This window comes from Mesorhizobium sp. AR10, from assembly GCF_024746795.1.
Classification (GTDB): Bacteria; Pseudomonadota; Alphaproteobacteria; order Rhizobiales; family Rhizobiaceae; genus Mesorhizobium.
Window position 1 is genome coordinate 5,090,978 of sequence record NZ_CP080524.1, and the last position, 12,822, is coordinate 5,103,799.

General features: G+C 61.9%; 11 protein-coding genes. 4 read left to right on the forward strand and 7 right to left on the reverse strand.

All coding sequences use genetic code 11. The annotated features are described in order from the left end of the window. Window positions 1–32: 32 nt before the first annotated feature. The 5 genes from minC to LHFGNBLO_RS28420 form a co-directional block, all read right to left on the reverse strand. Window positions 33–767: a septum site-determining protein MinC gene (minC, locus tag LHFGNBLO_RS28400; protein WP_258602588.1), complete on the reverse strand. Its 735-nt coding sequence runs from the start codon at window positions 765–767 to the stop codon at window positions 33–35. A gap of 145 nt (window positions 768–912) precedes the next feature. Then, window positions 913–1,362, reverse strand: a complete 450-nt coding sequence (locus LHFGNBLO_RS28405) for a hypothetical protein (RefSeq protein ID WP_258602589.1) — start codon at window positions 1,360–1,362, stop codon at window positions 913–915. 18 nt (window positions 1,363–1,380) lie between these two features. Beyond that, window positions 1,381–1,911: a sensor histidine kinase gene (locus LHFGNBLO_RS28410; protein ID WP_258602590.1), complete on the reverse strand. Its 531-nt coding sequence runs from the start codon at window positions 1,909–1,911 to the stop codon at window positions 1,381–1,383. A 202-nt stretch (window positions 1,912–2,113) separates the two neighbouring features. After that, window positions 2,114–3,019 carry a restriction endonuclease gene (locus tag LHFGNBLO_RS28415; protein WP_258602591.1) on the reverse strand — a complete coding sequence of 302 codons (906 nt, stop codon included), beginning with the start codon at window positions 3,017–3,019 and terminating at the stop codon, window positions 2,114–2,116. 342 nt (window positions 3,020–3,361) lie between these two features. Next, window positions 3,362–3,643 (reverse strand): hypothetical protein, encoded by a 282-nt coding sequence (locus LHFGNBLO_RS28420; RefSeq protein WP_258602592.1) that lies wholly within the window; start codon window positions 3,641–3,643, stop codon window positions 3,362–3,364. On the opposite strand from LHFGNBLO_RS28420, the gene LHFGNBLO_RS28425 reads away from it, so the two are divergent. Beyond that, window positions 3,633–5,021: an FAD-binding oxidoreductase gene (locus tag LHFGNBLO_RS28425; protein ID WP_258602593.1), complete on the forward strand. Its 1,389-nt coding sequence runs from the start codon at window positions 3,633–3,635 to the stop codon at window positions 5,019–5,021. The genes LHFGNBLO_RS28420 and LHFGNBLO_RS28425 overlap by 11 nt on opposite strands. Window positions 5,022–5,213: 192 nt before the next feature. Here LHFGNBLO_RS28425 and LHFGNBLO_RS28430 read toward each other — a convergent pair whose 3' ends face one another. Then, window positions 5,214–5,468: a DUF680 domain-containing protein gene (locus tag LHFGNBLO_RS28430; RefSeq protein ID WP_258602594.1), complete on the reverse strand. Its 255-nt coding sequence runs from the start codon at window positions 5,466–5,468 to the stop codon at window positions 5,214–5,216. A 550-nt stretch (window positions 5,469–6,018) separates the two neighbouring features. Here LHFGNBLO_RS28430 and LHFGNBLO_RS28435 point away from each other — a divergent pair. From LHFGNBLO_RS28435 to LHFGNBLO_RS28445, 3 genes are all read left to right on the forward strand, one after another. Then, a complete protein-coding gene (locus LHFGNBLO_RS28435; protein WP_258602595.1) occupies window positions 6,019–6,549 on the forward strand; it encodes a FecR family protein in 531 nt (176 codons plus the stop codon). 6 nt (window positions 6,550–6,555) lie between these two features. Further along, complete coding sequence (locus LHFGNBLO_RS28440; protein WP_258602596.1) at window positions 6,556–8,451, forward strand: CHASE2 domain-containing protein; 1,896 nt, start codon at window positions 6,556–6,558, stop codon at window positions 8,449–8,451. A 433-nt stretch (window positions 8,452–8,884) separates the two neighbouring features. Continuing rightward, window positions 8,885–10,339, forward strand: a complete 1,455-nt coding sequence (locus LHFGNBLO_RS28445) for a polysaccharide biosynthesis/export family protein (protein WP_258602597.1) — start codon at window positions 8,885–8,887, stop codon at window positions 10,337–10,339. A 1,172-nt stretch (window positions 10,340–11,511) separates the two neighbouring features. Here the strand turns inward: LHFGNBLO_RS28445 and LHFGNBLO_RS28455 are convergent. After that, a complete protein-coding gene (locus LHFGNBLO_RS28455; protein WP_258602599.1) occupies window positions 11,512–12,681 on the reverse strand; it encodes a KamA family radical SAM protein in 1,170 nt (389 codons plus the stop codon). Between the last annotated feature and the right edge of the window lie 141 nt (window positions 12,682–12,822).

Here is a 12,822-nt window from a genome sequence, read left to right on the forward strand (position 1 = left end):
AGTTTGTCGTCAGATGTCAGGTGAACTTTTTGTCAGTTGAATGGGGCGATGCGCAGCGCGCCATTGTCGAGAAAGGCCTGGACCGCCTTGCCACGCGAGGACGGTTCCATCTCCTCAGAGGTGCAATACCAGCCGTCGACCGACAGCAGCTCGGCCTCGTTCTTGCGGCAGAAGACGCGCGCCGCGGCATTGCCGAGCGCGCCGGCCGAGGCACGCCCGCGCAGCGTGCCGTAGACGTGGATGGAGCCGGCGGCGATAATCTCCGAACCGGAGGCGACGGAGCCGAGCACGATGACATCGCCATGCGGATGATAGACCGCCTGCCCCGAGCGGATCGGCGCCTTGATCATCAACGTGGCGAGCGGCTCTTGCGGCTTGCCCACTTCCGCCTTGCCCGTCTCTTCGACGGCGGCCTTGCGGCCGGGCTGCACCAGCAGGCCGTCAGTGGTCGCCTCCTTGGCGCCGACGAGCACCGGCGGCAAATTGGCCCCGAGTTCTGCATGGCCGTCAAGCTCGACGGCATAGATGCGGATGCCGCGCCGGCCAAGCACGCCGACCAGCGATTCGATCTCGCCGACATCGGGCTTCAAGGTGTTGAGATCAAGCAGCACCGGGCGGCCGGCGAAATAACCCGGCGAGTTGCCGATCCAGCGATCGAGGCTCTCCAGCCAAACGTCCAAAGGCGCCTCCGGCGTCAGCGTGAAGGCGACGAAGGAGCGGGCGCGAAAGCGAATGGATTTGGTCTCGACGGGAGCGGCGAAGGTCACGGACAGCGATTCCTTACTGATAGGTAAACGCTAGGCCGGGCATGGTTAACGAAAGGTTAATGCGAGGGGGTGTTTGCGTGCGTCGGGAGGGCTGACAGCCTGTCGCAGGAATTCGAAAGTCTGCCACGCGCAATTTGGGGCTTTATTAGTCACAGACAGGGGTTGTCGGATCAAAGCTCAAGACCTCTTCAAGCTCTCGCTTTATCTCCTTTGGACGACCCTTAATAATATACGTACATCCAATCCTTGCGGCTTCCTCTGAGACCGCTGCGTCGCGATGTACCGAATAGATAACCACCTGCTTGCCACGATGTCCCTTGTTTCGCGCGTAGTAAGCAACGTAGAGCCCTGGATATCTTCCGTACACATCGCCTTTCGCGGTGACGCTGCCAACGATCGGCTCGAGGACCGGGATATTTAAGTCTACGATGACGGCTCGGTAAATCTCTTTGTCAAGAACCACAAGAGCGTCATTCACGTTTGAAGCAATTACAGTCTTGACACCATCCGCCTCGAGATAGTCTATCATCCAACTCATATTATGGATTTCATCATCGACCAAAACAATTGTGTCAGATTTTGTTGTTTTTGCCATCAAGATATCCTATACTTGTCAGATTGGCAGCTTTATGACGAAAAGCATTTTTCCTAACGCGCCGGCTTCTATGTAGAGGCTTCCGCCCTGCTCCTGGATAATCTTTTTACATATGTAAATCCCTAAACCGCTTCCGGACGCGACAATTCTTTTGGCATTTTGACCACGAAATCCGAGCGTCCCTATCTTTTTAAGATCGGACTGGTCTAAAGGTATTTCCGACAACCCGCGTATTTCAATGATGGCCATACCAGTTGACTTTTGAATTCTCTGATCCACCTCCACACCGTTGTTTCTTTTTCCATACTTTATGAAATTGTCGAAAATATTCATAAGAACTTGTCGAATCAATTCCGGATGACCACTTATCGTATTTTGCGTCGCCCGATCACTTAGATTTATTTCAATTCCCTTCGACCTTCCATCTTCTTGAAAGAACATTGCCGACTCGATTATGACTTGCGGCAGCACGATCTTGCGGCGATCGTCTTTGGCAACTCCCCCGCTGCCTTGGGCTAGGAACAAAGGTTCCGGATAAGCGTTATGCACTGCTCAAGTTGCGCGCGGGCAGCATTTAGGCGCTGTACTTTCCGAGACTCCCCCTTTATGAGACCTTCTGCCAGATTATCTAGAGTTCCGGCCACGCCATTCAACGGGTTTACCACCTGATGTACGAAATTAGCTAAGAGTGTAAGGTCGAGATTGTTCTCAGGTTCAACAGGTTGGGGCAAATATCTTCTCCTACCACTCGTCAGCCGCGTTTGTTTAACATCGCGCCTTCGTTCGATAGACTGGTCAGCTCGATGTTCGCCCAGAGAGCGACAGCAGCGAGCGTCTTCTCCCCTGTTGGGGTCACAGGAAATCGGGCCTCCTGGAAAACCAATTCGACACTAGCACCTTCGGAACGGGCGACCACAGTCTCCGATCCGGTGATGTACCGCACCATGGTCAACAATGACCTTATCCCGACCTCTTCCCAGTTTTCTAGAGGTCCGGTCCATCGGAGCCAGTCGAAATCAGGAGGAGCAGCTATGGTTTTTGACGAAACAATTCTTCCGTATGTTCGTAGCTGATCTTGGCGCGCAGAGACTAGTTCTGCAAGTGCGGCGCCGGCCTCCAATGGCGTAGAAACTGGTTGACCCAACTGATGAGCCACATGCGAGGCCTGGGCGGTTTTCATGACCTCTAGCATAACACCCTGAAGGCTTAGTTCGGCATCAATAGATTTACCAATTAGGCCGTATTTTCCGGCCACAGCTGGGTAATTTGATAAAATGTAATCCAATTCATACCCACGCCACGCGCGTACTATTAGCCTATTCTTATTGGCATTCCAATTTGATATCTCAGTCTCGCACGCAGGAGAAGGGTTTGAGTTTGTGACAATCAGTAAAAAATCAGCACCACGACTATCAGCGTACGAAATTTTTTTCCAAACAGTTGGCCAATCTAAAGAGTAGCTATATAATTTGCACTCGATATACCATCGCTGGTGGTGATAGTAATTACTAAAGTCCGCGGCTTCGAATACACCTTCGATATCCCGTCCGCCGTCAGCACCGGGTGTTCGCCAAACTAGGCTTTTTAGGCCTGCAGCTTGAAGGAGATCGAAGGTCAGGTTTTCAAATTGACTAGGTGATAGATCGGAAATTTTCATCGTCAAGCACTAGCGCAGCATCGCGACCTTGACCAGCTAGGTCAAGGCACCCCTTTACCCCTGAGCCGCCCTTCTGCCAGCTAGTCGTGTTCGACATTTGGTGCGCTATGTTCCATTGGTGCACCTTTTGATTCAGTACTCCGCCTATCGCTCACATCCACCCCTTGTAGGACTAGGGTGCGAATTCGCTGTGGCGAGCAAACGTCCTCTTTGGATCAACAACCACCCATCACGCCAACCAGGCCATTTTCTGCAGTGTGGTTCCCGCCGGCGGGAAATACTACTTGTTCCGACGCCGGGCGGCATGACGATTCGTCAGCGGTGCATCGTGCGCGCCACCCCTCACAGCGCGAGTTGGACCTCGCGGGCGGTCGCGATCATGACACTGGCGAGCAAGCCGTAGGCTACCTCCCTCGCGCACCGCCGGCACGCAAACCGCTCCTGCCTTGCCAGCGCCAGCAGCCAGTCCGTCCCTCCAGCACCTTGCCATAGGACGCACCAATAGGCACCTTCCGGCACGGCATTACCGCCGCCCCGCCAGGCGCGCAAATCCATGTTCGGCGTCGCCCGGGCGTGATAGCGGTGCGCCAGCGCTATGATGGAGCTTGAACGCGTGAACGACACGACACTGATCACCGAACTGCGCAAGGTGACCGGCAAGGTCTGGGACCAGGCCGAGCTCGCCGGCCGCGATCCCGGCTTCGACCAGCGCAATTTCGGCGCCTCCGCCCTTGTGCGCCCCGCCGATATCGCCGAGGTGGTGGCGCTGGTGGGGTTTTGTGCCGCGCATGGGCTGAGCCTCGTCGCCCAGGGCGGGCGCACCGGGCTCACGGGTGCGGCCTCCACCGTTCCCGGCCAGATCATTTGCGACCTCGGAGCGATGAACCGCGTCGAGGAGATCGATCCGCTCGCGCGCGTCGCGATCGTGCAGGCAGGCACGCCGCTCAGCACGCTGCAGGAGGCAGCGCTGGCGCAGGGCCTCGATCCGGGCATTGATCTCGCCGCGCGCGGCAGCTGCACCATCGGCGGCATGGTTTCCACCAATGCCGGCGGCATCATGGCCTTTCGCAATGGCACGATGCGCCATCGGGTGCTCGGCCTCGAAGCGGTGCTGCCCGATGGAAGCGTGTTTTCCGACCTGACCCGCGTGCTCAAGACCAGCGCCGGCTATGATTTGAAACATTTGTTCATCGGCGCCGAGGGCACGCTCGGCATCGTCACCCGTGTCGCCCTGAGGCTCGATCCGGTGGCGGGCGCCAGTGCCACGGCGCTCGTCGGCGTGCCGGCTGCGGCCAGCGCGCAGCGCATCGTGCGTCATTTCCTCGGGAGCACAGGCGCCAGCCTGCGCGCCGCCGAGATCCTGTGGCACCGCTTCGCCATCGCCATGAACAGGATGCTCGGCTTCGCGCCCGGGCAGCTGCCGCTCGACGCGCCTTGCCTGCTGGTGCTGGAACTCGGCGCCGACAGCATCGAGGGCGCAACATCAGCGCTGGAGGACGGGCTGGCGGCGATCTGGGAGGAGGCCGGCATCATCGATGGGCTGGTCGCCAGCTCGCAAGCCCAGGCCTCGACCATCTGGCGGCTGCGCGAGGAGACCGAGATGATCGAGCGCATGCACCATTTGCCGCCGTCCTTCGACGTGTCGGTGCCCGGCGGCGACATAGACGCCTATGTCGCGCGCATCGAAGCCGGCCTCAAGCGCATCGACGCTTCCTATGCGCCCTATGTGTTCGGCCATCTTGCCGACGGCAATTTGCATATTTCGATCAACACCGACGGACCGGTTTCGCATGCGCTGCATGAGGCGATCGAGGACGTGCTCTATGCGGACCTGCGCGAAAGCGGCGGATCGTTTTCGGCCGAGCACGGCGTCGGCATCGAAAAGCGAGACGCCTACGAGCGCTACGCCGATCCGGTGAAGCAGGCGATGGCGCGCGCCATCAAGGGCGTGATTGATCCCAGCAATATGCTCAATCCCGGCAAGGTTATTTCCAGCGAGTGACGCCGGAGGGCCGAGCTCGCAGAACCTGGGTTCCTCGCCCCCGCGGAAGCGGGGGAGAGGAACTCCGGCCACGGTTCAAGACCGGCGAGGATCTTGCTCCGCCGGCCGCGAAAACAATTCCAGGCGGCGGGCAAGCCCGCCGCCTGGAAGTCACATGTCGGCCGTGCTGGCCGACTTTGTCATCAGCGCCTATCAGCGGCCCCAGATGCCCTGGCCATAGCCCGGTGCGGGGATCGAATGCCCGCCCGTTGCGCTCTCGGCAGTGCCGATGCTCGCCGTGCTGCCCAGGTCGACCGTGTAACCGCTGTCGGACGACATCGAATGGTTGCCGGTGCTCGGATAGGCATCGGCGCCAGGGACGAAGCCCGAGCCATAGTGGTCGCTGCCGGCAAAAGCCATGCCGGAGGCAAACAGGAACGCGGCAGTGGTAAGAATGATCTTCTTCATTTCAATTCTCCATCTCTAAAAGTTGACATTCGGCCTCAATACGCCGTGCCCCGCACCCGCATTGGCCGTCATTTCATGCCCCTTTGGGCAAACCCACCAACCGCTATCTCAGTGGATTTGCGGTGGCAGGTTGTTCAGCGCACGGCCGTCTTGGTCCATTGGTGCGCCGAGGGCCACTTCATAGGGGGGTGGCGTTTGCGCGGGCGTGGTAGCCGGCGTGGTAAGAACCGCCGAAAGTGTGGGATTTTGCGTTGAAATCAGCCAGGGAGCGCTGCGAAACGCCATAAAGGGCCGGCTCGACCCCGGAAATATACGCGGTTCCGGGAAGGTTGTCTGCGGTCCGCGATGGCGGGGGCGGCTTTCTCAGAACCTGGGTTCCTCGCCATCCTGCCGTCTCGCCGATATCAGCATCCCGGCCGACGGCGTGGCCTTTTGGTGTCGGAGCAGCTTATCGTGCTAGGATTGCCGGCCGGCACCCCAAGGGCAATGGCTGCAAGTGCCGGTTCCAGGATTTTCCTGCCGCGATTTTCGCATAAGCAAGGAGGGGTTCATGACCGCAAGGGGCCGATATTTCCGCAGCCTGGTGGCTGGCCTGTTTGCCGGTGTGTTCTGGGTCGATACCGCGCTCGCCCAGGACGCAGGGTGCACGTTCGAGCCGGTGGCGGGTACGTCTCGACAGATTCTGCGATGCCAGGAGGGCCTTACCATCATTGTCGAGGATGGCGCTCGTTTTACGCTGGTGGACCGCGATGGAAACGGCAATGCCGATGCGGTCAGGTTGCGGCGCAAGGCGCTGCTGCTCGAGGCTCCGGCCAGCGGGGCCAAGGGTGGCTTCGTGGTCGTCACCCCGCAGGCCATCGCCGCGGTGCGCGGCACAAAATGGACAGTCGACGTTGGCCAGGGCAAAACGTCTGTCTTCGTGCTGAGAGGTCGCGTCGCCGTGCAAAGGCCGGCGTCCACTGCCGGCGTGGTGCTCAGGCCGGGCGAAGGCGTCGACGTCGAAGCAGGGACAGGCGCATTGACCATCAAGCGCTGGCCCGCCAAGCGCGTTTCCGCATTGATGGCCCGTCTGGGTCAGTGAGCTGCAATGAGCCGTCGAGCGCTTTCGACGCTGATCGCGCTCGTTCTGGCGGGTCTTTGGGGCGCCGGCCTGGGTTTCGCCCACTGGCGCGGCAATCTGTCGTTTCTCGATCGCGTCGAAGCGACGATGACCGATCTTCGAACACTTGTTCGAGGACCGGCAAAGCCACCGGAGTTGATCACCATCGTCGCCATAGACGACGAAACGGTGCGCCACGAGGGCAGCTATCCGCTCAGCCGCGCCACGCTTGCCCGGATGGTCGATACGATAGCGCGCCTTGGGCCGAAGGCCATCGGGCTCGACCTGCTGCTGGTCGATCCCGGGGCAAAAGACAAGGATGAGGCGCTCGCGCATTCGCTGGGCAGCAGTGCAAGCGTCATTGCTGCCGCGGCGGTCTACCCCGGAGGCAGGCAATGGGCAGTCGCCGAAGGGCCCCTCGCCCGCGTGCCGAATGCCGAGCGTTTCCTGTGGCCGCTGAAGGCGTTCTCGGATGTCGCCGCTGTCGGCGTCGTCAACGTGGTCACCGACCGGACCGGAACGCCCCGGTTCGTCCCGTTGCTGTTTCGGACCGCTGACCGGCTGGAAGCGTCCTTCTCGCTGCGTGTTGCCGCCACGGCAGTGGGAGAGGATCCAGCAATCGCGCCCGATCACCTATCGCTGGGCGGAAGGCGGATCCGGACGGACATCGGCCACATCCTGCCGCTGACATTCTATGGCCCGCGCGGCACGATCCGCACGATCAGCGCCGCGACGGTGCTGGAAGGCCAGCTCGACAGCAGCCTCATCCGGGATCGGATTGTCGTGATCGGAGCGACTGCAACCGGCGCCGGCGATGTGTTCCCGACACCATTCGATCCCGTGCTGCCGGGCGTCGAAGTGATGTCGACGGCAATCGCCCATCTGATGACCGGCGACGGCATCGTGCGCGACCGGTCCGTTCGCCTTGCCGATGCCGGCTTTGCCGTGGTGCTGCCGATGGTGCTCGTCGGGCTGCTGGCCTGGCGGCGAAACGCCATCGGCCTCGCAGCTATCGTCGGCGTGGTCCTGGTCTGGTTCGTGGTCAACATGGCTGCCTTCTCACACCATATCTGGCTGAGCGCCGCGCTGCCGATGGCCGCCGCCGTTCCGCCGGCACTCCTGTTCGGGGCCGCACAACTCTGGCTGGGCCGGAACCGGGCGCAATATTTCGCCACTCAGAGTGAGTTGCTGCAACGCGTCGAAGCCCCGGGGCTGGGGGAATGGCTCGCCGGGCATGGCGACTTCCTCGTGCAACCGGTGCGGGCAGACGCCGCCATCCTGTTCATCGACCTGTCCGGTTTCACCGGACTGAGTGAGACATTGGGAGCAAGCGCCACACGCGAACTGTTGAACGCGTTCCATGCGCTGGTGGACGAAGAAGTGACAGACTGCGGTGGCGTCGTCACTAGTTTCATGGGTGACGGCGCCATGATCCTTTTCGGCCTGCCCGAGCCTGCGCCGGATGACGCCTTCAATGCTGCCCGCTGTTGTGTCGGGCTCGCCGGCCGCACCAGCGACTGGCTCGCCGCGTTGCCGGCAGCGACCGCATCCCGGCTCGGCTTCAAGATCGGAGCGCATCACGGAACGATCGTCGCCTCCCGGCTCGGCGGCGAAGGCCGTCAGCACATCGCGGCCACGGGTGACACAGTCAACGTTGCCAGTCGCCTGATGGAGATCGCAGCCGACCAGAATGCCGAAGTCGCGGTGAGCGACAAAATGCTTGAAGTCGCCGGTCGCGACTGCGCGTTGTTCAAATCCGGCGCGCTGAGAGGACCCGTGGACACACAGATCCGTGGACGATCCGGCGCGCTGGCTATCTGGCTTTGGCAGAGTGATGTCACCAAGGTCTCCGACGGGGGTTCCGAGAAGCAAGCCGAGCGCTGATCGTGAGGGGGCGCGACAGTCTCCTCTTGGGTTTGGGGATCGGCGTCCTCGCAATCAGGTGGTCGACCCGATTCGTCCGATGGTCTTCCTTATGCCCAACTCGTTCCAGCCCGGTCCGCTGGAGCGCGACATGAAAGATCGAACCGCAGAGCCGTTCGCTGTCGAATCTTGGTACGGGCGCGTGCCGCCTACTCGATTGGATGATGCTGCTTAGCTCTATTTGGTTACTTACCACTGCTGGTCGACTTTGTTAGACTCGCGTCGTGGTTGCGGTATACGGCAACGCGGTGCGCGTGAGTTTTGTGCCTCCGATTGAAGCAAGGATCGCGCGTGGCCAGTGAGTCATGGAGGTCCAGGCATGGATTGTGTCCAGAGGCCCAAGGCGGATTGCCACAGCCGTGCATTCCCCGGTGGTAACCGACGGGTCTCGACCATGGCAGCGTTGTTGCATGGGACCCGCAAGAGGTCACGCGGTGCCACGATAAGCCTCATCCCGTTCTGCCTCATCCTGTTATTTGGTGCCCCGGCAAGAGGTCAATCGGAGACCGACGACAGGCTCGTCCCTCAAGACACTGTCGAGGTAAATGTCTCGGGGTGGGGTGCCTCGCGCGGCGGCGTTACGGAGGGCGCGGAACTCAACGGTGCTTTTGCGATCGATACAGCCGGGACGCTAGATCTTCCGGTCATTGGCCCCGTTCCGGCCGGGGGTCTGTATGAGAGTGCATTGGCAAAGCTGATTACCAATCGCTTGCAGGCCAGAAGTGGCTTCGGCGTGCGTCCAGTTGCGACCGTCCGGCGTACGCAATCGGCAGCGTCTTCAAGCCGCGCCAAAGTCGAAGGGCACCCGCCTGGGGCGCTACCAGACGTGAACGGTACTCACCCATTGATGGAGGCTGCCGCGACCGGGCCGGAACCGGAACGGTCCAAGCTGGATGCGTCGCTGGATGAACTATCGGACGTTCGCAAGGAGCTTGAGGCGGCTCGACAGGAAGCGCCTGCAGATCGTCAGTCCGCAGACGGGGTAGAGCGAGTTCTTCGCAGCGAGCTGGAAGCGGCGCGAAAGGAACTTGATCAGATGCGGCGCGCGCAGACGGCTGCAGACGCGACGACGCTTCAAGGGCGGCGAGCCCTTGAAGCGCAGCAGCAAAGAGCCGAACGGCTCGCGCTGAATCTGGCGATGGCGCGGCGCGAAGTCGAAAGCTTGCAGACCAAAGCCATTGTCGCGATCCGCGAAAAGATAGCCGCGTTGGGAGCGCAGCTGGCTGCGCAAGCTTCCCTGGCTGAAGCGAGGCGCGCGCTTGACGAGGAGCGGCAGAAGGTTGAGCGCTTCGAGCGCGATCTTGCCGCGGCGCACCAATCTCTCGATGCTCTGGTGGCAAGCGGAAAACGGGCTGCGGCTGCACTAGTCGCCGGCAGCCAGGGCCGCCAGGTTGCCGAGGCCGCTGCAAAGCGAGCTGAGGAAGCGCTCGCTTTGGAACGCAAGAGAGCAGATGCTCTCGCGCTCGATGTCAATGCTGCTAGCCAGGATCGCGATGCGGCAAAGGAGGAGGTGGCCCGGCTCTTTGCCGCTTTGGAACAACAGCGCGAAACGGCCGTTGGCCTGGCCCGTAATCTCACTGCGGCGCGCAATGAAATCGACATCCTGAAAGCCCGCGATGCGCCTCGCGCTCAGCGCGTCGAACCCGCTCCCAAAGCACGCGTCGCTGATCGCAAGGGTCCGCGTGCCAGTGCACTTGCAAGGAAATTGGCTCGATCAGTCCGTGAGCCCGAGAGGCGAGAAATCCGCAAAGCGGCGGTCCGAACGTCACCACGGGTAGCAACGATTACGCTTCCCGCCGCGTTACTCCCAACGCGGGCGCCATTGGGCGCAGCACAAGGAGTATGGTGATGCGTCAGTATCTGGCTGCGGCATTGGCAATTGCAGTTTCGATCGGACCTGCTTCGGCTGTTGACGTAGGCGTTGGAGGCAAAGTCGGCGGTATCGGGGCCGGCGCCGGTCTGGGCGTTGACTCGAACGGCGCCTCCGTGGGGGTTGGCACGAGCGTCGACGGAGTCGGTGGGGCAGACGTTGGAGGGGCGGTCGACACGAGCAGAGGATCGCCCGGCGCCAACGTTGGGGCCGGCGCCAACCTCGGCGACGTAAGTGGCGGCGTTTCGGCAGGCCTCGACGCGGGAGACGAATCAGCCGGCGGTGGCGCAACTCCGGGCGATACGACAAGTGGTGTAGCGGGCGCGGCGATTGGAGGTACCGCAGCGCCAACAAGTGTTGGTGCGGGCAAGAAGACGGCCGCCATAGTCGTGACCAAGGGCGTGCGATATGCAATCGTCCTGCCACGCAGCCTCTGGCCCTCCAAAGGTGATCGCAACGCGCCTGGGCCAAGCACCAAAGGTTATCCCATGCTACTGCCTCCGGTGCCGATACCTGGCACCCCGCCCGCCGTGGTTCGCGTCTGCCGTCAGGCGATCATGTCGGCTGCGACGCCGCTTGGTGCCGTGCGTGTGGACGCAGCCAGCGCAGGTCCCGTGCGCCGGCATCGTCGCGGTGCCCTCACCGCACCGATTGAGGTGCGCATAGACTATGCAAGACAAGGCGGCATCGAGGTTCGGCAGGCGCGGGTCGTATGTCGCCTCGACGCGGCGGGCAGGGTCGTCGCGGTGAAATAGGCTTGATGACTATGGCCAGTGTCCGACGTCTCGAGTGGCGGTGCTCACTGGCTGTTGCCGGTTGAGAACGGCGCGCAGCCGCGTGCCATCCATTGCCATGCCGGCATGGCGCCGTGCAACAAAGCCCGCCACCGTGCGTTGATCTTCTGCCAGTTCACTGTGGCTACTCCAGAACTCCGAGCCCGCTGGCTGAGCACCGGCGGGCCTTTTTTTGCAATGCCGTAGCAATTCGCCTGGAGCTCCGGAACAATTCGTCATCGACCCGGTTCTTCCTCTGCAGCTGTCCCCTCAACTGCTGCCGATCAGGTATCCCCTGATCAGCCCGCGTCTCCCCCTAAAAAGGAAGACGCGGGCGCAGTTGAGTGCGTCATCGGGGGGGCGAGGAACCCAAAGTCCTTAGGGGTCCTCAACAACCTCCGTATACGCCCTCATCTCCCCATCCTGCCCGCGTATCCGCCACGCCTCCCCGTCCCGACCCTCGACATAGCACGGCCCGATCGGCACCTTGCCGCCGCCTTCCGGCAGGTCCAGCACATAGACGGGATTGCAGATGCCAGACAGGCGCTGGCGCAGCGCGCCGGCCAGCGCCTGTCCCTGGGCAATGGTGGTGCGCCGGTGCGCCATGCCGCGCGCGAGGTCTCCATGGTGCAGGTAATAAGGTTTGACGCCGAGGCGGTACATCAGCTCGCGGCAAAGCTCCTCCAGCACCTCGATAGTGTCGTTGACGCCTTTGAGGAGAACGCTCTGGTTGAGCAGCACGAAGCCTGCCTGCCTGAGCGTGCGGCAGGCCGCTTCGGTGGCGTCGGTGATTTCGCGCGCGTGGTTGAAATGGGTGACGACCGTGACCATCAACCGGCCCTGCAGGGAGGCAACCAGCCCTGATGTGATGCGCGAAGGCAGCGCGACCGGCACGCGCGTGTGGATGCGCAACAGCCGCACATGGGGGATGGCCTCGATGCGGGCGCGGATTTCCGCCAGCGCCCTGTCCGGCAGGGATAGCGGGTCGCCGCCGGTCAGGATCACCTCGCGGATCTCGGGGTGGGCCGCGATATAGGCGAAGGCCGGCTCCAGCGCGTCCTGCGTATAGCCGCGGCCGATCGAGGTCAGCGACTCCTTGCGAAAGCAGAAGCGGCAATAGACCGCGCACTGATAGGTCGGGAACAAAAGTACGCGGTCGGCATGGCGATGCGTCAATCGCGGCACGGGACTGAAGGCATGGTCGGCGATCGGGTCGTCGAGCTCGCCTTCAGCCTCCGCCAGTTCTTCTGATGAAGGGATGACCTGCGCCCGGATGGGATCGGCCGGGTCGTTCCAGTCGATCAGGTCGAGATAGGTTTTTGGGATGCGAACCTTGTGGCGCGTGGCCGCCTCTTGAGCCGCCGCGTGCTCGGCCGGCGACAGCGGCAAGGAAACGAGATCGTGCACATGGCGCACGCCCTGGCGGACATCGTCCTGCCACGCGGCGTCGCCGCTTGGCGCAGAGGCGTTCACGTCATCGGCCGCGCTGCGGCCCGCCTCCGCACGTGCGTCGCTTGCGCTCTCCGGCGCGACATTGCTGAAAGTCATCGAAGGCTCCTGAATTCAGAGCCGCTCGATACAGCATTGGGGCCAAGGTGCGAACCCTCGCCGAATGCCCGCATGGGAAGGCTGCGCAAACGCCGCAGGGCCCTCCCCGCCTCAACGTCATCTCATGCCTCCGAGAACAGA